This window comes from Acidisoma sp. C75, assembly GCF_054665095.1.
On record NZ_BAAFHD010000007.1, the window covers coordinates 155720 to 178657 of the forward strand.

At 68.0% G+C, this 22938-nt stretch carries 20 protein-coding genes; 8 read left to right on the forward strand and 12 right to left on the reverse strand.

Annotated features, from left to right (window positions below):
• Window positions 1-32: 32 nt before the first annotated feature.
• Genes ACYQ7X_RS11210 through ACYQ7X_RS11250 form a run of 9 tightly spaced genes read right to left on the reverse strand, consistent with a single transcriptional unit; the run spans window position 33 to window position 8521 of the window.
• Window positions 33-824 carry an MBL fold metallo-hydrolase gene (locus ACYQ7X_RS11210; protein WP_459697109.1) on the reverse strand — a complete coding sequence of 264 codons (792 nt, stop codon included), beginning with the start codon at window positions 822-824 and terminating at the stop codon, window positions 33-35.
• Complete coding sequence (locus tag ACYQ7X_RS11215; protein ID WP_459697110.1) at window positions 821-1600, reverse strand: TatD family hydrolase; 780 nt, start codon at window positions 1598-1600, stop codon at window positions 821-823. Before ACYQ7X_RS11215 ends, ACYQ7X_RS11210 begins: the two co-directional genes overlap by 4 nt.
• 4 nt (window positions 1601-1604) lie before the next feature.
• A complete protein-coding gene (gene metG / locus ACYQ7X_RS11220) occupies window positions 1605-3143 on the reverse strand; it encodes a methionine--tRNA ligase (protein WP_459697111.1) in 1539 nt (512 codons plus the stop codon).
• Window positions 3140-4144: a DNA polymerase III subunit delta' gene (locus ACYQ7X_RS11225; protein ID WP_459697183.1), complete on the reverse strand. Its 1005-nt coding sequence runs from the start codon at window positions 4142-4144 to the stop codon at window positions 3140-3142. The genes metG and ACYQ7X_RS11225 overlap by 4 nt, the downstream gene beginning before the upstream one ends.
• Window positions 4141-4599 (reverse strand): FKBP-type peptidyl-prolyl cis-trans isomerase, encoded by a 459-nt coding sequence (locus tag ACYQ7X_RS11230; protein WP_459697112.1) that lies wholly within the window; start codon window positions 4597-4599, stop codon window positions 4141-4143. The genes ACYQ7X_RS11225 and ACYQ7X_RS11230 overlap by 4 nt, the downstream gene beginning before the upstream one ends.
• Before the next feature lies 1 nt (window position 4600).
• Window positions 4601-5284 (reverse strand): dTMP kinase, encoded by a 684-nt coding sequence (gene tmk, locus ACYQ7X_RS11235; protein WP_459697113.1) that lies wholly within the window; start codon window positions 5282-5284, stop codon window positions 4601-4603.
• A 3-nt stretch (window positions 5285-5287) separates the two neighbouring features.
• Entirely contained in the window at window positions 5288-6535 is a 1248-nt protein-coding gene (locus ACYQ7X_RS11240) for a D-alanyl-D-alanine carboxypeptidase family protein (protein ID WP_459697114.1), read from the reverse strand.
• 55 nt (window positions 6536-6590) lie between these two features.
• A complete protein-coding gene (locus ACYQ7X_RS11245; RefSeq protein WP_459697115.1) occupies window positions 6591-7553 on the reverse strand; it encodes an RlpA-like double-psi beta-barrel domain-containing protein in 963 nt (320 codons plus the stop codon).
• Complete coding sequence (locus ACYQ7X_RS11250) at window positions 7550-8521, reverse strand: lytic murein transglycosylase (protein WP_459697116.1); 972 nt, start codon at window positions 8519-8521, stop codon at window positions 7550-7552. Before ACYQ7X_RS11250 ends, ACYQ7X_RS11245 begins: the two co-directional genes overlap by 4 nt.
• A gap of 170 nt (window positions 8522-8691) precedes the next feature.
• On the opposite strand from ACYQ7X_RS11250, the gene map reads away from it, so the two are divergent.
• From map to ACYQ7X_RS11265, 3 genes are all read left to right on the forward strand, one after another.
• Window positions 8692-9492, forward strand: coding sequence for a type I methionyl aminopeptidase (gene map, locus ACYQ7X_RS11255; protein ID WP_459697117.1), 801 nt, complete (start codon window positions 8692-8694; stop codon window positions 9490-9492).
• 122 nt (window positions 9493-9614) lie between these two features.
• Window positions 9615-10607: a magnesium transporter CorA family protein gene (locus tag ACYQ7X_RS11260; RefSeq protein ID WP_459697118.1), complete on the forward strand. Its 993-nt coding sequence runs from the start codon at window positions 9615-9617 to the stop codon at window positions 10605-10607.
• A gap of 103 nt (window positions 10608-10710) precedes the next feature.
• Complete coding sequence (locus ACYQ7X_RS11265) at window positions 10711-11973, forward strand: sulfotransferase family protein (RefSeq protein WP_459697119.1); 1263 nt, start codon at window positions 10711-10713, stop codon at window positions 11971-11973.
• On the opposite strand, the gene ACYQ7X_RS11270 is transcribed toward ACYQ7X_RS11265, so the two are convergent.
• Window positions 11921-12793 carry a GDSL-type esterase/lipase family protein gene (locus tag ACYQ7X_RS11270; RefSeq protein ID WP_459697120.1) on the reverse strand — a complete coding sequence of 291 codons (873 nt, stop codon included), beginning with the start codon at window positions 12791-12793 and terminating at the stop codon, window positions 11921-11923. The genes ACYQ7X_RS11265 and ACYQ7X_RS11270 overlap by 53 nt on opposite strands.
• Window positions 12794-12803: 10 nt before the next feature.
• On the reverse strand, window positions 12804-13646 hold the full coding sequence (locus ACYQ7X_RS11275; protein ID WP_459697121.1) for an undecaprenyl-diphosphate phosphatase: 843 nt from the start codon (window positions 13644-13646) through the stop codon (window positions 12804-12806).
• Between the two features lie 80 nt (window positions 13647-13726).
• Between ACYQ7X_RS11275 and ACYQ7X_RS11280 the strand changes: the two genes are divergently transcribed.
• The 3 genes from ACYQ7X_RS11280 (at window position 13727) to typA (ending at window position 17487) form a co-directional block, all read left to right on the forward strand.
• Window positions 13727-14995, forward strand: a complete 1269-nt coding sequence (locus tag ACYQ7X_RS11280) for an RsmB/NOP family class I SAM-dependent RNA methyltransferase (protein ID WP_459697122.1) — start codon at window positions 13727-13729, stop codon at window positions 14993-14995.
• A gap of 220 nt (window positions 14996-15215) precedes the next feature.
• Complete coding sequence (locus tag ACYQ7X_RS11285) at window positions 15216-15410, forward strand: hypothetical protein (protein ID WP_459697123.1); 195 nt, start codon at window positions 15216-15218, stop codon at window positions 15408-15410.
• Window positions 15411-15657: 247 nt separating this feature from the next.
• Window positions 15658-17487, forward strand: a complete 1830-nt coding sequence (typA, locus tag ACYQ7X_RS11290; RefSeq protein ID WP_459697124.1) for a translational GTPase TypA — start codon at window positions 15658-15660, stop codon at window positions 17485-17487.
• An 83-nt stretch (window positions 17488-17570) separates the two neighbouring features.
• On the opposite strand, the gene ACYQ7X_RS11295 is transcribed toward typA, so the two are convergent.
• Window positions 17571-18539: an O-methyltransferase gene (locus tag ACYQ7X_RS11295; RefSeq protein ID WP_459697125.1), complete on the reverse strand. Its 969-nt coding sequence runs from the start codon at window positions 18537-18539 to the stop codon at window positions 17571-17573.
• Between the two features lie 832 nt (window positions 18540-19371).
• On the opposite strand from ACYQ7X_RS11295, the gene ACYQ7X_RS11300 reads away from it, so the two are divergent.
• Window positions 19372-21267: a HAMP domain-containing methyl-accepting chemotaxis protein gene (locus ACYQ7X_RS11300; protein ID WP_459697126.1), complete on the forward strand. Its 1896-nt coding sequence runs from the start codon at window positions 19372-19374 to the stop codon at window positions 21265-21267.
• A 347-nt stretch (window positions 21268-21614) separates the two neighbouring features.
• A complete protein-coding gene (locus ACYQ7X_RS11305; protein ID WP_459697127.1) occupies window positions 21615-22919 on the forward strand; it encodes an AmpG family muropeptide MFS transporter in 1305 nt (434 codons plus the stop codon).
• The last annotated feature ends 19 nt before the right edge of the window (window positions 22920-22938 follow it).

Here is a 22938-nt window from a genome sequence, read left to right on the forward strand (position 1 = left end):
CAAGCTAGCGGAAAAGTTGCGCGCCGGCTGCTTTATTCGAGAATGGTGATCTCCATGCCATCATAGGCCGGCTCGAAGCCGCGCGGCAGGTTGCGCATCATCCAGCCCCAATCCATGTCCTGCCCCATATGGGTCAGGATCGTCCGCTTGGCGCCGAGCTTCGCCGTCCATTCGATGACGAGGGCGAGCCAGGCATGGGTTCGGTGCGGGTCGCGCTGGAAGCAATCGACCATCCAGGTCTCCACCCCGTCGAGCGCGGCCCAGGCCTCGGCGTTCAGATCGACGACATCGGTGCAATAGGCGAAGCGGCCGAGGCGAAGCCCGAGCGTCGTGCCGAAGCCATGATCCTGCTCGAAAACCGTGATCGCCATGCCGGCGAGGCTGATCTGCTCGCCCGGGCGGATCGCCTCGGCTTCGAGCACGGGGCGGATGAAGCTCGGCGGCCGCCAGGGCAGGAAGGCGTAGTCGAACCGCCGCTGGAGTTCCGAGAGGGTATGCGCATCGGCCCGCACCGGCATCGGCCGCCCGATGATGCGGTTGAGGATGCGGATGTCATCGAGGCCGAGGATGTGGTCGGCATGGGAATGGGTGAAGAGCACCGCGTCGATCGAGGGGATGCCATGGTCGAGCAGCTGGCTGCGCATATCGGGAGAGGTATCGACAAGGATGCGCCGCCCATCATCCCCCTGCAGCACGATCGAGGAGCGGGTGCGGCGGTTGCGCTTCTCCGCCGGGTCGCAGGCGCCCCAGTCGCCGCGCCCGTCCGGCCCGCCGAGGATCGGCACCCCGGCCGAGCCGCCGCAGCCGAGGACGATGGCCTTCACGCCGCCACCGCCTTCGCATAGAGCCGGCGGAAATTCGCGGTGGTGAGATCGGCGAGCGCCTCCGGCGTCATGCCCCGCAGCTCGGCGAGGCGGGCGGCGGTATGGGCGACATAGCCCGGCTCGTTCCGCTTGCCGCGATGCGGCATCGGCGCGAGGTACGGGCTGTCGGTCTCGACCAGCAACCGCTCGGCCGGCACGTCACGCGCGATCGCGCGCAGCTCCTCGGATTTCGGGAAGGTGAGGATGCCGGAGAAGCTGACATAGCCGCCCAGGGCCAGGGCGGCTTCCGCCAGGGCGCGGCCGGAGGAGAAGCAATGGAGCAGGAAGTCGAAGGCACCGCCCGCTTCGCGCTCCTCGCGCAAGATCGCGGCGATATCGGCATCGGCATCCCGCGCGTGGATCGCGAGCGGCACCCCGGCGAGGCGGGCGGCGCGGATATGGGCGCGAAAGCCGGCCTTCTGCACCTCGGGCGGGGCGGTATCGTAGAAATAGTCGAGCCCGCTTTCCCCGATGCCGATGACTTTCGGGTGGCGCGTCATCGCCGCCAGCACCTCGGGCTCGGGTACCGGCTCCTCATGCGCATGCTGCGGGTGAATGCCGACCGAGCACCAGAGGCCCGGCCGATCGGCGACCAGATCGAGGATCTGGCGGGACTGCGCGAGGCTGGTGCCGATCGAGACCATCTCGCCCACCCCGGCGGCGCGGGCACGGGCGATGACGGCATCCAGCTCCTCGCCCTTGAAGTAGTCGAGGTGGCAGTGGCTGTCGATCAGCATGGGCTCAGGCCCCCTCCTCGACGAAGCGGGGAAAGACCCCGGCGGGCGGCGGCAGCAGGCTGCCATCGGCCAGCGGCGTCGCCAGCCCCGCGAGGCTGCGGGCCTCGGCCGGCACGGCCAGCTGGTCGAGCATGCGGGCCATGCTGTCCGGCATGAAGGGCTGCAGCACCGTCGCCACATGGCGGATGACATCGGCGAGCACGCGGAGCACGCCGCCCATACGCACCACATCGGTCTTCTTCAGCGCCCAGGGCGCCTGATGGTCGATATAGGCATTGGCGGCGCGGATCGCCCGCCAGCACTCTTCGAGGCCGAGATGGAAGCTCTGGCTCTCGATCGCGGCGCCCACCAGATCCGGCAGCGCCTCCGCCTGGGAGAGAAGGGCCTGATCAGCCTCCGTCAGCGGCGCGGGCCGCGGCGGCAGCCTCCCCTCGCAGTTCCGCGCGATCATCGACAGGCTGCGCTGGCAGAGATTGCCGAGATCATTGGCGAGTTCGACATTGAGGCGCGAGATCAGCGCGCGGCGGCTGAAATCGCCGTCATTGCCGAAAGGCATCTCGCGCAGCAGGAAGAAGCGCACGGCATCGCGGCCGAATTCGCCGATGAGCTGGATCGGGTCGATCACATTGCCGAGCGACTTGCTCATCTTCTCGCCCTCCGCCGTCCACCAGCCATTGGCGGCGACGCGCCCGGGCAGTGGCAGGCCGGCGGCCATCAGGAAGGCCGGCCAATAGACGGCGTGGAAGCGGATGATGTCCTTGCCCACCAGGTGCAGATCGGCCGGCCAGAAAGCGGCGCGCGGGGCCGCGGCATCGGGGTAGCCGGTGGCGGTGAGATAGTTCGTCAGCGCATCGAGCCAGACATACATCACATGCGCCGGATCGTTCGGCACCGGCACGCCCCAGGTGAAGCTCGTGCGGCTGACGGAAAGATCGGTGAGGCCGCCGCGCACGAAGCTCACCACCTCGTTCCGGCGCGCGCCGGGGCCGATGAAATCCGGGTTCGCCTCGTAATGGGCGAGCAGACGCTCCTGCCAGGCGGAGAGGCGGAAGAAATACGAGGGCTCGCGCACCCATTCCACCGGTGCGCCGGTCGGCGCGATGCGCAGCCCATGCGCATTGGTGATGAGCTCGTCCTCGTTATAGAAGGCCTCGTCCCGCACCGCGTACCAGCCCTCGTAATGGCCGAGGTAGATGTCCCCGCTCTCGACGAGCTTGTTCCAGAGCGCGGCGCAGGCGCGCTTGTGCCGCTCTTCGGTGGTGCGGATGAAATCATCGTTGGAGAGGCCGAGCGCCGCAGCGAGGTTCTGGAAGTCGGCCGCCACCCGGTCGGTGAAGGATTGCGGGTCGAGCCCGGCATCCTGCGCCGCCTTCTCGACCTTCTGGCCGTGCTCGTCGGTGCCGGTGAGGAAGAAGACCTCATAGCCCGCCAGCCGCTTCCAGCGCGCCATGACATCGGCCGCGATCGAGGTATAGGCGTGCCCGATATGGGGCGCACCGTTCACGTAATAGATCGGGGTGGTCACGTAGAAGCGTTTGCTCATTGTCCCGCCATCAGGCCCAAGGCCGCCAGAACCGCCTGCCGGCGATCCAGCGCCAGGCGCTCCGTCTCATCCTGCAATCGCGTGAGGGCCTGCCATATCTCGCCCCAGGCATCAATGGAACGGCGCGCGAGAAGTTCCGCCTGATGGCTGCGCGGCGTGCCACGCGCGCCTCGACGGACGAGATCGGCGATCTCCTGGCGCAGCAGATCCATGAAGAGCGAGAACAGCGTCTCCTCCCGCGCCACCTTGTCCGCCACCGCCTGGGCCGCGAGGCCGCGCGGCGCGGTGGCGAGCGCGCGGGCCGCCTCCGCCGCCATCGCCGGGCCATCGCCCGCGGCGAGCCGCAGCGCGCGGCCGATGGAGCCTTCGGCGAGGAGCGCGAGCGTCGCCCGCTCGGCCGGCGGCATCTCCGGCAGGGCGCGGCCGAGCAGCGTGCCGATGGTCTCGGCGTCGAGGGGGGCGAGCCGCAGGCGGCGGCAGCGGCTGCGGATGGTCGCCGGCAGCAGGCCGGGCGCGTGGCAGACGAGGAGGAGAAGGGCCGCCGGCGGCGGCTCCTCCAGCAGCTTGAGCAGCGCATTGGCGGCATTGGCGTTCATATGCTCGGCGCCATCGAGGATGACGATGCGCCACCCGCCCTCGCCCGCCGTGCGGCGGAGGAACTGCGTCGCCGCGCGCACCTCATCCACCACGATCTCACGCCGCTGGCGGCCGGATTTCTCGTCCAGGCCGCGCTCGATCGTCATCAGCCCGGCATGGGTGCCGGCCGCCACCCGGCGAAAGACCGGATCGGCCGGGTCCAGGGCGAGCGGATCGGCCGGCCCGCGCCCGGCGAGCAGGGAGCGCGCCAGGCGATAGGCGAAGGTTGCCTTGCCGATCCCCTCGGTGCCGGTCAGCAACCAGGCATGGTGCAGGCGCCCGCGCGCCCAGGCGGCACGCCACATCCGCTCGGCCTCCTCCTGGCCGAGCAGATCCCAATTCTCGCGGGGTGCCGGTGCGCTCAGTTCGCGCCTATCAGCTTGACATCGAACATCAGCGTCGCTCCCGGCGGAATGACGCCGCCGGCCCCCTGGTCACCATAGGCCTGATCGGGCGGAATGATCAGCGTGCGCTCCCCACCCACCCGCATGCCGACGACACCGGCATCCCAGCCGGGAATGACCTGCCCGTTGCCGAGGACGAAGCTGAAGGGCTGCCCGTGATCATAGGAGCTGTCGAACTTCGTGCCCTTCTGACCATTGGCATAGAGCCAGCCGGTATATTGCACCACCACGGTCTGCCCCGGCTGGGCGGCGGGGCCGGTGCCGATCTTGTCGTCATGCACCAGCACGCCGTCGGACAGCGCCGTGAAGCCGGGTGGCGCGCTCGCCGCCATGGCCGTGGCAGGTGCCGCGGCCGTGGCGGCAAGGCCCGCCATCAGCAGGCCGGCGAGGGAAGCAAGCGGGAGCTTCTTGAGCATGTCACTCTATCCTTCCGTTGAGGCCCGGCGCCCGGGTGCCGGGCGCGGGGGAGAGCCAGCCGCGGAGCTGCGCGAGAACGCCCGCCTCGACCTCGGCTAAGGCGGGCGCCGCATCCACGACCAGCGTGCGCGCGGGGGCGGCCGCCGCCTGGGCCAGGAAGGCCGCCCGCACGCGTTCGTGAAAGCCGAGATCCAGGGCTTCGAACCGCCCCTCATCGGCCGCGCTCTCGGCCAGGCGCGCGCGGCTGCGGCCGAGGGCGATCGCCGGCGCCACATCCAGCAGCACCGTCAGATCCGGCCAGTAATCGCCCACAAAGTCGCGGTGCAGCGCGCGGATCAGCACCTCCGGCAAGCCCCGCCCGCCGCCCTGATAGGCGAGCGTGGAGCCGACGAACCGATCGCAAAGCACGATCTGCCCGGCGGCGACCGCGGGTTTGATCACCCGCTCGACATGCTGCACGCGCGCCGCCGTCATCAACAGCAGTTCCGCCCCCGGCTCCCACACCCGCCCGGCCTCCGACAGCAGGAGCGCGCGGAGGCCGAGGCCTTCCGGGGTGCCGCCGGGCTCGCGCGTCGTCAGCACCGCGCGGCCCTCGGCCCGCAAGGCGGCCGCTACCGCGGCCAGCACCGAGCCCTTGCCCGCGCCATCCCCGCCTTCGAAGACGATGAAGCGCCCGGCATCCAAGCCTTAATGCCCCGTGAGGAAGTGTTTGAGCCGCGCGATCGCCCGGCCCGGCAGGCCGAGGCGTGGCACCGCCGCCATGGCGACGAGCGGCGCCGTCAGCTTCTGCCCCGGCGGGATCTGCTGCCCGGTCAGGCTCAGCTGCCCGATGGTCTGGCCTGCCACCACCGGCGCCGGCACCGGGGCCGCGTAATCCACCGCGACCTTCAGCGTCTGCTTCCATCCCATCGGCAGCGTCACGAGGAGCGGCGCCGTGACGGTCAGGCCGACCGAGGGTGCCTGGCCGAGCCATACGGGCGCCTCTGTCACCGCCTGCCCGGCGGTGTAGAGGGAGACATCCTGGAAGTTGTTGAACGCCCAATCCATCAGCCGCTTCGATTCGGTGATGCGGGAATCCCAGGTCGGCAGCCCGTTCAGAACCAGGATGACGCGGCGGCCGTTCCGCTCGGCGGAGGCGGCGAGCGAATAGCCGCCCTCGTTGGTATGGCCGGTCTTCAGCCCGTCGCCGATGCCGGAGGTGACGATCGGGTTGCGGTTGGTCTGGCTGATCTTGTCGTAGGTGAAAGTCTGCTCGCCCGCGAAGTGGTAGTATTCGGGGAAATTCCGGATGATCGCGGCCGAGAGGGTCGCGATATCCCGCACCGACATGACATGCCCATCCGCCGGCCAGCCGGAAGCATCCATGAAATGCGAGTGGTCCATGCCGAGCTTCTTGGCTTCGGCGTTCATCATGGCGACGAAGGCATCCTCCGACCCGGCGATGCCCTCGGCCAGCGCCACGGCCGCGTCATTGCCGGAATCGACGAAGATGCCGCGGATGAGATCCTCGATCGTCACCTCGGTGCCGACCTGCAGGAACATGCGGCTGCCGCCCATCTTCCACGCCTTCTTGCTGATCGTGAAGGTCTGGCTGAGATGCAGCTTGCCTTCCTTGAGCAGCTTGAAGGTGATGAAGATCGTCATGAGCTTGGTGAGGGAGGATGGCGGGCTCGGCGTATCGGCATCGCGCGTCAGCAAGACCGCGCCGGTATTGAAGTCGATGATGATGGCATGGCTCGCCAGCACGTCGAGCGGGCCGATCGGGGTATCCGCGGATCCCGGGGTCGAGACGCTGTTGACGCCGGGCGCGCCCTGATCCGAAGCCGCAACCGCCGCCGCCTTGGCCTTTGCCTTGGTCGTGCGTGCCCAGGCCGGCATGGCGGCGAAACCGGTGAAGGCGGAGCCGGTCAGGAGCAGGAAGCGGCGTGTCTTCATAGAGGCTTGTCCGATTGATGTCGTGGCACGGGCCGAGGCGGCTTTGCGGGCGGGATTACTGCACGATGATGCTGGCGTCCACGGCGCCCGCGGCGAGGCTGGCGCGAAGCGCCGCATCCGCGCTCGCCACGCTGGGATAGGGGCCAGTGCGCACCCCGTAGAGCGTGCGGCCTTCCCCGGCGATGGGCAGGATGCGCGGATCGGGCAAGCCGGCGAGGCGGGCCGCCGCCCGGAAAGCGTCGGACGTATTACCGAAACTGCCAGACTGGATGAAGAGCGCGCCGGGACTGGGCGGCACCTGGCTCAGCTGTTCGGGCAGACGGAGCGGGGGCACCACCTCGGGCGCCGCCGGCTGGTTCGCCCGGTCCGCCTGGCCGATCGCCGGGCCGCCGGCGGCCGCAACCCCCGGCGGCGGCGCGAGGCTTGCCGCCTGGAAGCCGCCGACGGGGGCAGCCGCGATCTTGATGCCGCCGCCCAGCTGGTCGGCCAGCGCCTCGCTCGGCCCCTTCAGCACCGTCACCCGCACTTCCGCCACACCCCCTTCAGCCATCCCGAGAAGGGCTGCAGCACGCGGCGTTACCGCCAGGATGCGGCCGGGGTCGGCCGGGCCGCGATCGTTCACCCGCAGGATGAGCTGCCGCCCGGTCTCGAGATCCGTCACCCGCACGATGCAGGGGAGCTGCAGAACCGGGCTCGCGGCGGCCATGGCACGCGGGCTGTAGGCTTCGCCATCGGCCGTCTCGCGCGGGGCGTCCGCGCCATAGATGCTGGCGAGGCCGGTGCGGTCATAGCCGAAATCCTCGCGCGGGTAATGCCAGACGCCATCTGCCTCGTAGCCCTGGCCGATGGTGTAGCGCGGATGCGGGGTTATCGGCGGCGGCCCCATGCAGCCGGCGAGCGGCAGGAGGGCGAGGCTGAGCGCCGCGAGCCCAGCCGCGGCGGCGCGCGGCCGGGCAGAGGCAGGCCCCGCGGCATTCGGCTTGGCGGGCGCGCGGCGGGGCGGCAGGGGGCGCATCATGCGATGATGGCGTTGCCGAGCAGCCCGACCGAAAGCGCGTAGAAATCGGATGGGTTGTAGCGCCGGATCGCCTTGAAATTGGGATAGACGAGGAAGGAGGCGCCGCCCGCGCCATCCGGCAAAACGAGCCGGGCGGGCGTATCCTCGGCGACCCAAGGGTGACGCGGCAGGCGCTCCACCCCCATCGCGAGCCAGCGGCCGAGCGGCAGCGTCGTATCTCCATCCCCGCCGAGGGCAGGGCCGATCACCACCGGCTCGCCCCAGGGCTGGCCCAGCCGCCAGCCGGAATTGCGCAGATAATTGCCGATGGAAGCGAGGCTATCGGGGATGCTGGTCCAGATATTCGGCCGGCCGCGGCCATCGAAGCTGACCGCGAGGCGCCGATACACGCTTGGCATGAATTGCGGCTGGCCCATCGCTCCGGCCCAGCTGCCGGTCATGCCCGCCGCCGTCACCGCGCCGCTGTCGATGATCTCGAGGGCGGCGATCAGCTCATCCCGGAAATAGGCGAGGCGGTGGCCGCTCCAGGCGAGGGTCGCCAAAGACTGCACCACCGAATAGCCGCCGGTATAGCTGCCGTAATTGGTTTCGAGCCCCCAGATGCCCATGATCACCCCGGGATCGACGCCGAAGCGGGCGCGCACATCGGCAAGCACCTGATCGGCCGCCGCGGCGTGCTGCCGCCCATCCGTGATGCGCGCGGCGGTCAGCCGCTTGGCGGAATATTGCACCCAGGTCTGGGTGAATTCGGGCTGGTAGTTCTCGAACTGGATGACCTTCGGATCGGGCTGCAAGCCGCGCAGCGCCGCGGCGCGGGTCGCGTAGCTCACGCCGCGGGCGGCAGCCATGCGGTCCACCTCCACCAGGAAGGCATTGAAGCTGCCCGCGGCCTCGGCCGTGCCGGCCCGCCCGAGAAGCAGCAGGCTGGATGCGAGGGGAATCGTGCGCAGGATGGATCGGCGATGCATGCGCGCTCTCTGCCAGAGCCTCGCGCCCGCGGCAACTTAACCCTCCGCAAGCAAGCGGAGCCGAGGCTTCGCCCCTGCCCTGCCTCCAGAAGGCTTGCACCAGCCGCCCTGCCCCGCGCATTCTCGGCCGGTTGAGGCCCCCTGCTTCGGAGCCTGATGGAGAAACGCAGATGGATGGCGAGACCGACGCCCGCCGGGTCACCCTTTACGATCAGAGCGATTTTCCCGCGCTCCGCGCCGCCGGCAAGCTCGCCGCCGAAACGCTCGACATGATCGCCCCGCATGTCGCCCCCGGCGTGACGACCGAGACGCTCGACACGCTCTGCCACGATTTCATCCGCGCCCATGATGCGGTGCCCGCGCCGCTGAACTATCGCGGCTATCCGAAATCCATCTGCACCTCGATCAACCATGTCGTCTGCCATGGGATTCCGAGCCCGCGAAAGCTGGAGGAGGGCGATATCGTCAATATCGACGTCACCGTGGTGCTGGACGGCTGGTTCGGCGACAGCAGCCGGATGTATGTCGCCGGGGAGGCCAATACCAAGGCGCGGCGGCTGATCGAGGTGACGTATGAGAGCATGATGCGCGGCATCGCCGCCGCCCGCCCGGGCAATACGCTCGGCGATATCGGCCACGCCATCCAGAGCTATGTGGAGCAGCAGCGCTTCAGCGTGGTGCGGGATTTCTGCGGCCATGGCGTCGGCCGCCGCTTCCACGAGGCGCCGAACGTGCTGCATTACGGCACGCCAGGCGCCGGGCTGAAGCTCAAGCCCGGCATGGTCTTCACGATCGAACCCATGGTCAATGCCGGCCGCCCGGCGGTGAAGATCCTCGATGACGGCTGGACCGCGGTCACGCGCGATCGCAGCCTGTCCGCCCAGTTCGAGCATATGATCGGGCTGACCGAGGATGGCTGCGAGATCTTCACCCTCTCGCCGGCCGGCTACACCAAGCCCCCTTACGGCTGAGGCGGGCGCCAGCCTCGGCGCAGCGGCACTTTTTGGCGGCTTTGTCATCGCGCTATCGGTTGTGGGCGGGCGAAGCCGCGCTATCCTTCCCGCCTGCCTCCAGGCGTTAAGGATAAGCCCCGATGCTCGCCGCCTATGCTGCCCGCGAGGGCCTGCCGCTCTGCGATTGCCCACCGGACGCCGGGTTGGATGAGGCGCAGTGGATCGACCTCCTCGACCCGACGGAGGAGGAGAAGGCCCGCGCCGCCGCCGCGAGCGGCCTTACGATCGCGAGCGAGGCCGATCTCTCCGCGATCGAAACCTCAAGCCGCCTCGCCTATGACGGGCGGGCGATCTATCTCAGCATGCCGCTGGTCGCCAAGATGGAGGGCGAGCCCGCGATCGTCCGCCCGATGGGCTTCGCGCTCGACCGCGAGACGCTCATCACCATCCGCTTCCATCGCAGCCGCGCCTTCGAGAATTTCCTGCTCGCGCAGCACCGCGCCCCGATGGCGACGGCATCTCCGGTCGATATCCTCATCCTTCTGCTGGAGGCGATCAGCGATCGGCTGGCCGATATCCTCGAAGGCATCCGCGACGAGCTGGACGGCATTTCCAAGCACATCTTCCAGGAGACGACGATGGAGGCCCGCCGCAAGGCTCCGGGCCATCCGAAGCACGGCACCGATCTCAAGGGCGTGCTCCAGGCGCTCGGCCGGGCTGCCGATCTCAGCTCGAACGTGCGGGACAGCCTGCTCGGCGTCGGGCGTATCCTGCCCTTCCTGGCGCAGGCGGCGAGCGGCTGGATCGACCGCGCGATGCGGGACCGGATGAAGTCCCTCCGCCAGGACATCGTCTCCCTCTCCGATTACGAGAACCACCTCAACCAGAAGATCCAGTTTCTGCTGGATGCGACGCTCGGCCTGATCAACAACACCCAGGCCAATATCATCAAGGTCATGACGGTGGTTTCAGTCGTCGGCGTGCCGCCCACGCTGATCGCCAGCATCTACGGCATGAATTTCAAAGGCATGCCCGAGCTTGATTGGTCCTTCGGCTATCCCTACGGCCTGACGATGATCGCGCTTTCGGCCATCCTGCCGCTGCTCTGGTTCAAGCGCCGCGGCTGGCTATGACCGCGCATCCGGCCCGAGGCAAAGCTTCGTAGCAGAGTTTTGATTGACGATTGGCAGCAAGGGGCCAAGCTTAGACCGGTCAAGATCGTGAACGGTCCCTGCCATGGTCGCTTGCTGGCTGTTCTTCTGGAAACAATTCGCCGCCGACAGCGCGGCGCAAGCCTGGGATGAGGCGGCAATCTTCGCCCGCCTCGTGCTGATCTCGCGCGATTGCCTCGCGTCCAAACTCGCGATCCTGATCGGCCCGCTCTACTGGGTGAGCCATATCGACATCATCCCCAACCGCGTCCCGGTTTGGGGCTATTCGGACCAGATCGGCTTCTGCGCGATGAGCCTCGTGCTCGCCCGCCTCGCGGTGCCGCGGCGCCTGCTGCCCGAGCGGGCGCGGCAGCGCCGCTTCGGCGCGGGCCCACGCCTCCAGCCGGTGGTGGTTTTCTGCCATTGCCCGAAAACGGCCGGCACCAGCCTGTTCCGGGCCTTGAGCGCCCGCTTCGGCCATCACCGCTCCTACCTCATGCGCCGTCAGCGGCCGGATCTTGCCCTGCTGCAGCGGCGCGGCTTCGCCTTGGTCTCAGGTCATGCCCCCTATGGCTGGTATCGGGCGGCGGGCGCGATCAACAGCGCGACGCTCTTCGTGACCTTCTGCCGCGAGCCCCGGGCCGTGCTGCTCTCCCGCTTCGCGCATTTCTTCCGCCACCGCGCGGATCTCGCAGCGGGTGGCGCGATCTTTGCCGAGCCTCGCGGGAAGCCTGGGGGCGGTGCCGCGGCGCTGCGGCTCTTCCTCGCGCAGTATCGCGCGCTCGATGGCGCGGATGCGGATAACCCGCAGACGCGCTTCGCCGCCGATCATTTCCTAGGCCCCTTGCAGCCCGAGCATTTCCGCCGCGCGCAGGAAACCATGGCGGCGATGGGCATGGTCGGCCTCACGGAACGGTTCGAGGAATCGCTGCAACTCCTCGCCTATCGCCTCGGCTGGCGGGAGATCGCCTATCACCGCCTCAACGTCTCCCGCCCGCAGGAGCGGCTTGGCATGGATGCCGAGATGGCGGCGGAGCTCGATCGCCATCTCGCCTACGATGATGCGCTCGTCGCTTGGGCCAAGGCGCGGTTCGAGCGGGATTACGCCGCGATGCTGGCCGAATGCGCGGCGCGGGGGGTGGCGCCGCCGGCGGTGCGCCTGGCCGCGGCGAAGCCGCCCTTCCGGGCGCCGCGGGCCCGCATCGCCGCCGCCTCCACCTTGTTGTTCGACGATTGGTGCTGGTGGCTCGGCGCGCGCTTACGCCAGGCGCGCCGGGCGATCACCGCGCTGCCGCTCAGCCGGCTGGTGGGCGCCGGGGCGCGGCCAGATGATCCCGATCCCCCATGAGGCGATGCAGCGTCGGCTCGATCGCGGCCGCGATCATCGCCATGCCCTGCGCATCCGGGTGCAGCGCCACGCTCGGCACCGTCTGCACGGTCAGCCCCGGCTTGTGGCTCGCCGCCAGCGCCTGGTGCGGATCGAGATAGAGTGCCCGGTTGAGCCGGCCGTCCTTGTAGAAGAGATAGCCGACATTGAGGAAAGTGACGCCCGCGTCATGGGCGAATTCGCGCTGCAGCATCGCGTTGAGGATCTGCGTGTTCCCGGTAATCCAGGCGGAGCGGGCACTGGGCAGAACGCCGAGCAGCAGGATCTGCGTCTGCGGCAGCTTGGTGTGGAGGATGTGGATGATGGCCTCGATCCCATCCAGCGTCTTCTCGGCGTCCCAATGCGTGCGGCCGAAATTATTAGCGCCGATGAGCAGGATGAGCGCCTTGGGGTGGATGCCGGCCACTTCCCCGTGATCGAGCCGCCAGATCACGCTCGCCGTCGTGTCGCCGCGGAAGCCCATGTTGACGGCCTCACGGTCACCATAAAAACGCTGCCAGACCGGGCGATAATCCGCCCAGGGCTGCGGCCCCGTCATCTCCCAGTTCTGGGTGATCGAATCGCCGAGCCAGACGAGGCCGACATGGCCGCGCGCCACCCGGGCGAGGCTGCGCTCGAACCGCGCGCGCCACCAGGGCAGATCCATCCGGCCGATGGGAACCGCCGCGAGGTTCACGCGATGCACCACGGGCGGCCGGGCGGGCGGGCTTTCGGCCCGCGCGGCGGAGCCCGCGGCCAGCGGCAGCAGGAGGGTGGCGGCGAGCAGGAAGGTCTTGAGCATGGCGCGGCTCCTAGCCTGCGAAAGCGAGGAAGCCCGCCGAGAAGAGGCCGGCGAGCAAGCAATAGACGGCGAAGGGCGTGGTCGCCCAGCGTTCATGCCCCTTGAACCAGCGCATGAGGAAGGCGGTGCTGGCCAGCGCAGTGACACCCGCGACGATGGCGCAAAGCGCGGCGAGGCCCATCGCGCCATGGGCCGCCTTGTCATGCACCAGCTTCGGCACCTCGAGCACGCCGGCCGCGACGATCACCGGCAGCGCGATGAGGAACGAGAAATGAGCCGATTCCTCATGGTCGAGCCCGCGGAACAGGCCGCCGATGATGGTGACACCCGAACGCGAGAAGCCCGGAATGAGGGCGAGGCACTGCCAGCAGCCGATGAGGAGCGCGTCCCGCGGGGTGAGCGTCGAGAGCGGCTTGACGCTGCGCTGGTCGCGTTTCAGCGCCTCGCCCCAGAGCAGGAACAGCCCGTTGAGGATGAGGAAGCCGGCGGCGATGAGGGGGGCAGAGAAAACCCGCCGCAGCAGATGCTCGAGCAAGCCGCCCACGATGACGACCGGGATCGTCGCCACCACGATCAGCCAGAAGACACGCCGCGCTTCCGATACGTCGTGCGGGGTGCCGAGCCCGGCAAGGCCGCGCAGGATGGAAATCCAATCCCGCCAGAAGAAGCCGAACAGCGCGGCCGCCGTGCCGAGATGCAGCATGACGAGGAAGGGCAGGAACGTCGCGCTATGCATGTTCAGCGTCCAGCCGAGCAGCGATGGCACGATCACCGCATGGCCGAGGCTGCTGACGGGGAAAAGCTCGGTCGCCCCTTGCAGGATGGCGATGGCGATGGCGTGGACCGGATTCATGGCGAGCCTTCTGATGATGGCCGGTCTTCATAGCGTGCTTCGCGCAGGTCGCAATGCGCGGAACGCGCTATAGGGCGGCGGTGACCAAGAACGATAGATCCCCCCTGCTTCCCGCGGACCCGACGCGCTCGGCCGCCCTCGCCCTTCTCGCCGCGGTTCTGGACCGGCGGCGCCCGCTGGACGAGGCGCTCGATTCGCTGCCCGCCATCGAACCGCGCGACCGTGCCGCCGCCCACCGGCTGGCCGCGGCCGCCCTCCGTCGCCGCGGCACGATCGACGCCGTGCTCGAACCCTTCCTCAAGCGCGAGCCGCCGGCCCAGGTGATGCACATCCTGCGCCTCGGCACCGCCGGGCTGCTGTTTCTGGAAACGCCGCCGCACGCGGCGGTGGCAACCGCCGTGGGGCTGGCCCGCGCCCGCGGTTTCGAGAAATTCGCCGGGCTGGTGAACGCCGTGCTGCGCCGCGTTTCGGAACAGGGCGCGGCCGCCCTTGCTGAGCTGGACGGCCCGCGCCTCGATACCCCAGCCTGGCTCTGGGCCTCCTGGGGGCGGGAGGCGCGGCGTATCGCCGCCGCGCATGATGGGGAAGCTCCGCTCGATCTCACGCTCAAGGCAGGCCACACGCCGCCCGAGGGGGCGCGGGCGCTGCCGACGGGCTCCTGGCGGATGCCGGCGGGCACGCGGGTCGCGGAATTGCCTGGCTTCGCCGAGGGCGGCTTCTGGGTGCAGGATGCGGCAGCCGCCCTGCCCGCCCGGCTTCTCCACCTGAGGCCGGGGGAGCGGGCGGCCGATCTCTGCGCCGCGCCCGGCGGCAAAACGGCGCAGCTCGCCGATACTGGCGCCGCGGTCACCGCCGTCGAGCTGCGGGCCGATCGCCTCCGTCGCCTTTCGGATAACCTCGCCCGCCTCGGCTTCGCGCCTGAGATCGTGCAAGCCGATGCGGCGGCCTGGGCGCCGCCCGCGCTTTTGGACGCCGTGCTGCTCGATGCGCCATGCAGCGCCACCGGCACCATCCGCCGCCACCCGGACGTGCCCTATCTCAAGCAGCGCGGCGATATCGCTGCCTTGACCGAGACGCAGGACCGGCTGCTCGCCGCCGCTGCGGCGATGCTCAAGCCCGAGGGCCGGCTCGTCTATGCCGTCTGCTCGCTGCAGCCTGAGGAAGGGCCCGAACGCGCTGCCCGCGCACTTTCCCAACTGCAGCTCAGGATCGATCCCATCGGGGTGGAGGAAGCGCCGGGGCTTGGCGAGGCCCGCACGGCGGAGGGGTTTCTGCGCACCCATCCGGGCCTCTGGCCGGAGGAAGGCGGGATGGACGGCTTCTTCATCGCCCGCTTCCGCCGCGTCTGACAGCGGCACTTGCAGTATGAGCGCGAATTGTGACGGCAGCATGGCCCCGGTCTGACAATTTCCCATCACACAGGCGTGAACTTTCTGGAGAAGGCCGCCTCGGCGCGGCGCTTTCCGTTGTCCGGTCATCCACAGCCCAGCCATCGTTTTTTTAGGCATCGGACGCGGCGTGGCTCGACTATCTTCGAGGCACAATTGTGCTTCAAGGAGACGATGTCCCATGGTTGAGAGGTCTGGCGATCAGCACGGCGGGCATGAGGGGTCGGTGGCGCTGGTCGTCTCAGCGGATGACGCGCGGGCGATCGACGCCTGGTCCGCCGCCCATCATATCGAAGACCGGGCCGAGGCCATCCACCGCCTGGTACATCTGGCGCTCAACGCCGAAGACGCGGGTGAGGATCTGCATCTGCGGTGAGGGATTGCGGGCCGACCCCGCCGCCCGGCCCGCATCCCGCCCGCCGCATGCCGCCCGCCCGCCCGGCGCGGGCCGGCGGCCGCGCTTTATTCTCGCCTCCGGGCAAACATTCGGCTATGTGTGCGCCGCAATATGAGCGCCCTGCCCCTGGCGGCTACCCGCCACCGGCAGGGCGTTTAGTTTCACGCATACCCTCGGCTGGGCCTGCCCTCAGGCCCCCCGGCCTCGTGGTGAACCGGAAGACGACATGGACATTCGCAATATCGCCATCATCGCGCACGTCGATCATGGCAAGACGACGCTGGTGGATGCGCTGCTCAAGCAATCCGGCGCTTTCCGGGAAAACCAGCAGGTGGCGGAGCGCGCGCTCGACCGCAACGACCTTGAGCGCGAGCGCGGCATCACCATCCTCGCGAAGACAACGAGCGTGGTCTGGAAGAACATCCGGCTGAACATCGTCGATACCCCGGGCCATGCCGATTTCGGCGGCGAGGTGGAGCGTATCCTCAGCATGGTCGATGGCGCGATCCTGCTGGTGGATGCCGCCGAAGGCGTGCTGCCGCAGACCAAGTTCGTGCTCGGCAAGGCGCTCGCCCGCGGCATCCGGCCGATCGTCGTCGTCAACAAGATCGACCGTGGCGATGCCCGGCCCGACGAGGTGCATAACGAGGTCTTCGATCTCTTCGCGGCACTCGACGCGACCGAGGAGCAGCTCGATTTCCCGACCCTCTTCGCCTCCGGCCGCCAGGGCTGGGCGGATACCGAGATCGAGGGTGCGCGGCGCGATCTCGCGCCCTTGTTCGACCTCGTGGTGAGCCATGTGCCGCCGCCGAAGGTCGATCTCGACGCGCCCTTCGCCATGCTCGCCTCGATCCTCGACTACGATAACTTCCTGGGCCGGGTGCTCACCGGCCGCGTCGAGCAGGGCCGCGCCAAGCTCAACATGCCGCTCAAGGTGCTGCGGGCCGATGGCACGGTGGTCGAGACCGGACGGCTCACGAAGCTCATGTCCTTCCAAGGGCTGGAGCGGGTGCCGGTGGAAGAGGCCCAGGCCGGGGATATCATCGCGATCGCCGGGCTGACGGATGCGACCATTCCCGATACGCTCGGCGCGCCGGAACTGATGACGCCGATCCAGGCGATCCCGGTCGATCCGCCAACCCTCTCGATGACCTTCCGGGTCAATGATGGGCCTTTGGGCGGGCGTGAGGGCAAGAAGGTCACCTCCCGCCAGATCCGGGACCGGCTGATGTACGAGATCCAGGGCAATGTCGCGCTCAAGGTCACGATCAGCAACGAGACCGACGCTTTCGAGGTGGCCGGCCGCGGCGAACTCCAGCTCGGCGTGCTCATCGAGACGATGCGCCGCGAGGGCTTCGAGCTGACCATCGGCCGCCCCCGCGTGCTGACCCGCACCAACGAGGAGACCGGCCAGCGCGAGGAGCCGATGGAGGATGTGCTGGTCGATGTCGATGAGCCCTATACCGGCGTGGTCGTCGAGAAGATGAGCCGCCGCAAGGGCCAGCTGCAGGACATGCGGCCTTCGGGCGGCGGCAAGGTACGGCTGACCTTCCGCATGCCGAGCCGCGGCCTCATCGGCTACCACTCGGAGTTCCTGACCGATACGCGCGGCTCGGGCATCATGAACCGCCTCTTCGCGGGCTACGGCCCCTGGACCGGCGCGATCGAGGGGCGGCGCAACGGCAGCCTCATCTCGAATTCCGATGGCGAGGCGGTGCAGTATTCGCTCTGGTATTTGCAGGAGCGCGGCACGCTCTTCGTCGATCCGGGCGACAAGGTCTATGTCGGCATGATCGTGGGCGAGCATAGCCGCGAGAATGATCTCGACGTGAACGTCATCAAGGAAAAGAAGCTGACCAATATCCGCGCCGCCGGCAAGGACGAGGCGATGCTGCTGATCCCGCCGCGCCGCATGTCCCTCGAACAGGCGATCGCCTATATCGAGGATGACGAGTTGGTGGAGGTGACGCCCTCGGCCGTGCGGCTGCGCAAGCGCCATCTCGACCCCAACGCCCGCAAGCGCGCTGACCGCGCTTCTGAGAGCGACGCGGCCTAAGCCGTCGCGGCAAGGCAAGAGGCTGGGAGACCTACCCCAGCCTCTTCTGCCTCTCTTCTTGGATCGTCAGCCGCGCCGCCCGGTCACTCTTTCCGCGCCGCGCGATGGGCCAGGAGGGCGTCCAGACGCCGCTGCAGATCGGCCGATGTCTCTGTCTTTCCGGCCCAGGTCATCATCCGCGCCAGCTCGGAGAGTAGGTGAATATCGTCTGGGAAGTCCTTCGCCGCCGCTAAGGCGAGGCGCTCGGCGGCATCAGCCCTGCCGGCCCAAATGTTCATGTCGATGCGGGACAGGCTGGAGCGTGGCGCCGGGTTGCGGGCCGCCTCATCCTCGATCGTCTGGTAGATGCGCGCCGAGGCCGGATGATCGAGGGAGAAGCGCAGGTTGGACGGGTAGCTGTTATCCCCGCGGTGAAACGCCACCGCGTTGCGGATGACCGTAACCTGCTCCGTCATATTGCCGAAGTAGTCGAGGTCCGGATCTCCGGTTCCTGCAAATCCCTCTCTGCTGTGCATGGCGAGGGCGATTTTATGGGCGAGGTCAAAGATCGTGTCCGCTCCGTTCGGCCTGCCGCCGGCCCCTTCGATAAACGCCGTCTGGGTGTCCTCCACGACGTAGATTCCCCGCGCCGACAAGCGAGGGTAGAGCGCGCGAAAACTCTGGTCCACATGCTGGACGTTATGAGAACCGTCATCGATGATGATATCGAAGGGACCATGCTCGGCGACGATCCGATCAAGCAGAGGAATATCGACCTGCGACCCTTGGATGATCGTTACGCGCGGCGAGACGTTGATGGTCTTCGCGGCGTAATCCAGGCCCACGATCCGGGCATAGGGAAAATACTCAGCCCACATCCAGAGACTTGAACCGCCTGCCAGCGCCGTATCATAGCCGCCGACGCCTATTTCGAGAATATTGATCGCCTTGTCTCTCAGATGGCGAAAGAGACGATCATAAAAGCTGGTATAAAGATGCGCCCCAAATTTATCTGAACCGTGGCGAATCGCCGCCCTCGAAAGCGGGTCCAGACGATCTGTCTGATTGGACATGGGAAGCCTTCTCTTTCTGGACCTGTATGCTTGGCGCCATTGCCAAGGCTGTCAGATTATTCTGGGAACCCGAACCATGCCTGACGTGTATTTTGAGATCAATGCCCGCTGATCAGGCGACCCGCCCGCAGAGGGCATCGTCCCTCACGCAGGATAGCTAAATGCCGCCCAACTGGGCTCTGTGGAGGGGCCCACCGGGCGGCGACCGGCCGCACTTCTTACTGCGAAATCCGTTACTTTCCCGGCGCCCTTGAAGCATCCTCTTCGGTAGAGCCCGGCCGTGCCTTCCCGTGCAGTCGCGCGCCGCAAAGGCGTCCGCCCCGGTGGTGCATGCCGCCGCGGCCAACAGCCACACCGATCGCTGCTGCCGCGCGACAGAGGCGGGAGCAGGCGCCGTCTCAGGGGCAGGAGGCCCCCGCTTCGCCGACGGCCCCGCCTGGCCTGCCGGAGCGCCCGCGCTCATCCCGGCGGAGGGCGCCCACCCAAAGCGCGGCGTTGCGACGAGGTGGCTATAGCCGCAGCCGCGTCCTCGCGGGCCGATCCTGAACTCACGCAAGCTGCCGGTCCACGGTAACCTCCTCTTCAGTAGAGATGGCCGAAAAGGTTGCGGACAACGGCGTTGCAGGTCTCCAGGATTACTGGGAGATCGCTTCCCCCGGCGCCCCGATCATGACGAAGGATCCGTCTCGCCATTCGCAGTGGGGAGATCTCTCACCCGCGGCAGACCGGCAGGCGCCCGCGAGGAATGAGCCGCTTGGCGATGCGGGTTCAGCCGATATTAACGGGAGCTGGTTAAGACAGTGCAATAAAATAGAGGAGCGGCTGCTCAGCCATGCGATTCTTCGAGAATATGAAAATCCGCAACAAGGTTTTGTCGGGCTATGCAGTCGTTCTGCTGGTTTCGCTTGCCGTCGGCGTCGTGTCGATGATGCAACTCGTGAAGCTGAACGCGATCGCCAATGACCTCAACGACAATGTCGCGACCTTGACCGCGCTCAGCGCCATGCGCGCGGATGGCTTCGACGTCGCCGGGCTGACCTCGCTCGGCATGACATCCGCAACCGCATCCGACTCGCTCGATCAGTTCAACAGCTTCGTGGCCATGCAGAAGAAGGCGGAGGCGGACTTCCGGGCCCGCTGGGCCGGCTATTCGGCCGCCCTCGACCCTGGCGAGGAGACAAAAGACGCGCAAGCCTTCAAGACCAGCTTCGACCTGATGGTCGAAACCTCTAATAAATGCGCGCTGGCCATCGCCCAAGGCGATTTTCCCACGGCGAATCAGTTGATCCTGCAGCGACTGGGCAGCGAACTCACCAATTTCCGCCAAGCGATCATCGCGGCGACCAACTATGAGCAGCGCTCCGCGATGCAGTCGAAGGCCGACGCGAACCGGCGAGCGCATCAGGGCCTGCTCATCATCGGCATCGGCATCGCGGTTCTCCTGCTGGCCATCCTTGCCTCCGTGGCACTCTCGGTCGTCAATATTGCTCGGCCGATCGTGCGGATGACCGCTCTGATGCAGCGCCTCGCGACGAACGACACAGAGCTCACCATTACCGGCACCGACCGGCGGGACGAGATCGGGGAGATGGCCGGGGCCGTGCAGATCTTTAAGGACAATGCGATCGAGCGGGCGCGGCTGGAAGCCGAGGCGGCGGAGTTCCAACGCGATCTCGATCGCAAGCTGCGCGAGACCGAGCAAGCCTTCACCGAAGCGGGCCATGAGCAGAAGGTCGCTATGGAGGGTGTCTCCGCCGCGCTTTCGCGCCTCGCCGAGGGCGATCTGACGGCGCGCTTCGACGCCGGCGTGAGTGCCGCCTATCAAAGCTTGCGGGATGATTTCAACGCGGCACTCGACACGCTGCAGGAGACGATGCGGGCGATCGCGGCCAATACCGTGGGCGTCCGCTCCGGCGCCGCGGAGATCCAGCAAGCCGCGAGCGATCTCTCCCGGCGTACCGAACAACAGGCCGCGAACCTCGAAGAAACCGCCGCCGCGCTGGACGAGATTACCGCCACCGTCCGCAAGACGGCCGATAGCGTGGGCGAAGCGCGGCAGCTGGTGCAGGATACCCGAAGCAGCGCCGAACGCTCCGGCACTGTGGTGCGGGACGCCGTCAAGGCCATGAGCGGGATTGAGCAATCCTCGCATCAGATCGCCAATATCATCACCGTCATCGACGAGATCGCCTTCCAGACCAACCTCCTGGCGCTGAATGCCGGGGTGGAGGCGGCACGCGCGGGCGATGCCGGCCGCGGCTTCGCGGTGGTGGCGACGGAAGTACGCACGCTGGCGCAACGCTCCGCGGATGCCGCGAAGGAAATTAAGGCGCTCATCCTCTCCTCCGGCCAGCAGGTGGAACTCGGCGTGAAGCTGGTGAGCGAGACGGGCAACGTCCTCGCGGTGATCGTCGATCAGGTGATGCGGCTCAACGGCCTGATGAGCGATGTGGCGAATTCGGCCAAGGAGCAGTCCACTGGCCTTCAGGAAGTCAACACCGCCATGAACCAGATGGACCAGGTGACGCAGCAGAACGCGGCGATGGTCGAGGAAGCGACCGCCGCGAGCCACGGCCTGGCCCGCGAAGCGGAAGACCTCGCCCATCTGGTCAGCCAGTTCAAGATCGAGTCCGATGGCGTGGGCTCATCCCCCGCCGCGGGCGCGCGGGGTGCAGACAACCGCCCGAAGGAGACCAGCCGCGCGCGGACCCGCGAAGCCGCCTACTGAACGGCGGCCGGTCGGCAAACGCCTGCACCACCCGGCGGGGGGATGCGTGGCATAAAGCCGCGCATCCCGAAGCGGAGGCCTACCTCGGAGATCGGTGGAGGCCTTCCCGCACCCGCCCATGACGATCGCTGGGATATGAGTTGCATGTCCCCACAGGTGCGAGATAACCGCGCGGAGGCCTCGGTCGCGCCACAGTGCCAAGCAGCGGGAGCCTCCCGAGGCTGCGCCGCGAAGCGATGATGAGCGGAGCCTGCCGCTCAGGTCACGAGCCGGCCGCCCCCCCTGGGGAAGGCAAAACCCAAAATCGCAGTCGAGACAGGACAAGCGAGACATGAGAGGCTGCGGCGATGAGCGATTCCGCAACCCGCCCCGCCCCGCCCCGCCCGCGCTTCTCGGCGATCCTTGCCGATCGCCGGATCTGGCTCATGCTCGGCTTCGGCTTCGCCTCCGGCCTGCCGCTGCCGCTCTCGGGCTTCACGCTGCGGCAATGGCTCACCGAGGGGCAGGTCAGCCTGCCGCTGATCGGCGCCACCGCCTCGATCGGTCTCGCCTATGCGCTGAAATTTCTCTGGTCCCCGATCTTCGACAATCGGGCGCCTGGGGCCGCTGAGCGCCTCGGCCGCCGGCGCGGCTGGCTTCTCCTCATCCAGGTGCTGCTGACGCTCGCCTGTCTCGCCATGGCGATCACCAGCCCCACGGCTCCCACCGCGCTCATCGCCGCGGCGGCGCTGCTCGCCTTCTTCTCCGCCAGCCAGGATACCGTCATCGATGCCTGGCGCATCGACACCTTTCCCCAGGCCATGCAGGGTACGGCGCTTGCCGCCTATGTCTGGGGCTATCGCGCCGCCCTGCTGATTTCAGGCGCCGCCGCCATCAAGCTCGCCGATTCCCTCGGCTGGCACGGTGTATTCGTCGCCATGGCGGCGCTCACCCTGCTCGGCCCGATCGTCACCCTGCTCGCGGCGGAGCCGAGACCGGATGCCGGCGTCGCGCATATGGTGGCCGGCCGGCTCAGCTTCCGCGAGCGCTTCCGCCGCTCGGTCGTCGAGCCTCTGGCCGAATTCGCAGAGCGCCGCGGCTGGCTGGTGATCCTGCTCTTCGTGGTGCTGTTCCGGCTGGGCGAGGCTCTCGCCGGCACCATGCTGCCCTCTCTCTACCATCACCTCGGCTTCAACCGCGGCCAGGTGGCGCTTGCCACCGGCCCCGTCTCGCTCGCGGCGGTGCTGGCCGGCGCGCTGCTCGGCGGCTGGCTCGTCGCCCGTATCGGCACCGGCCGCTCGCTCCTCATCACCGGCTGCTTCCAGTCCCTCTGCATGCTCATGTATCTGGCGCTGACCTATGCCGGCGGTCTCCACCACATGCTGTTGGCAACCGCGGTGGTGGAAAGTTTCGCCGATGGCCTGGCCGATGCCGCCTTCATCACCTACCTCTCCTCGCTCTGTTCCCGCGCCCATTCGGCGACCCAGTATGCGCTGCTGTCCTCGATCGCGGCGCTGCCGCTCCGCACGGTCGCGAGCCTCTCCGGCGAGATGGCGCAGGCGCTCGGCTGGCACGCCTTTTATGCCATGACGGCCCTCGCCACGCTTCCCTCGATCGCTGTCATGCTCTACCTCCTGAGGCATTATCCGCCGGAAAAAGCGGTGCCCGCGTAGGAAGGAGTGGTGAGGATGG

Excerpts from the sequence above, each read along its gene's own strand:
- ACYQ7X_RS11215 (WP_459697110.1), bottom strand. The coding sequence starts at position 1,600 with ATGCTGATCGACAGCCACTGCCACCTCGACTACTTCAAGGGCGAGGAG.
- metG (WP_459697111.1), bottom strand. The coding sequence starts at position 3,143 with ATGAGCAAACGCTTCTACGTGACCACCCCGATCTATTACGTGAACGGT.
- ACYQ7X_RS11230 (WP_459697112.1), bottom strand. The coding sequence starts at position 4,599 with ATGCTCAAGAAGCTCCCGCTTGCTTCCCTCGCCGGCCTGCTGATGGCG.
- ACYQ7X_RS11240 (WP_459697114.1), bottom strand. The coding sequence starts at position 6,535 with ATGAAGACACGCCGCTTCCTGCTCCTGACCGGCTCCGCCTTCACCGGT.
- ACYQ7X_RS11245 (WP_459697115.1), bottom strand. The coding sequence starts at position 7,553 with ATGATGCGCCCCCTGCCGCCCCGCCGCGCGCCCGCCAAGCCGAATGCC.
- ACYQ7X_RS11250 (WP_459697116.1), bottom strand. The coding sequence starts at position 8,521 with ATGCATCGCCGATCCATCCTGCGCACGATTCCCCTCGCATCCAGCCTG.
- map (WP_459697117.1), top strand. The coding sequence starts at position 8,692 with ATGGATGGCGAGACCGACGCCCGCCGGGTCACCCTTTACGATCAGAGC.
- ACYQ7X_RS11260 (WP_459697118.1), top strand. The coding sequence starts at position 9,615 with ATGCTCGCCGCCTATGCTGCCCGCGAGGGCCTGCCGCTCTGCGATTGC.
- ACYQ7X_RS11265 (WP_459697119.1), top strand. The coding sequence starts at position 10,711 with ATGGTCGCTTGCTGGCTGTTCTTCTGGAAACAATTCGCCGCCGACAGC.
- ACYQ7X_RS11270 (WP_459697120.1), bottom strand. The coding sequence starts at position 12,793 with ATGCTCAAGACCTTCCTGCTCGCCGCCACCCTCCTGCTGCCGCTGGCC.
- ACYQ7X_RS11275 (WP_459697121.1), bottom strand. The coding sequence starts at position 13,646 with ATGAATCCGGTCCACGCCATCGCCATCGCCATCCTGCAAGGGGCGACC.
- ACYQ7X_RS11285 (WP_459697123.1), top strand. The coding sequence starts at position 15,216 with ATGGTTGAGAGGTCTGGCGATCAGCACGGCGGGCATGAGGGGTCGGTG.
- typA (WP_459697124.1), top strand. The coding sequence starts at position 15,658 with ATGGACATTCGCAATATCGCCATCATCGCGCACGTCGATCATGGCAAG.
- ACYQ7X_RS11295 (WP_459697125.1), bottom strand. The coding sequence starts at position 18,539 with ATGTCCAATCAGACAGATCGTCTGGACCCGCTTTCGAGGGCGGCGATT.
- ACYQ7X_RS11300 (WP_459697126.1), top strand. The coding sequence starts at position 19,372 with ATGCGATTCTTCGAGAATATGAAAATCCGCAACAAGGTTTTGTCGGGC.
- ACYQ7X_RS11305 (WP_459697127.1), top strand. The coding sequence starts at position 21,615 with ATGAGCGATTCCGCAACCCGCCCCGCCCCGCCCCGCCCGCGCTTCTCG.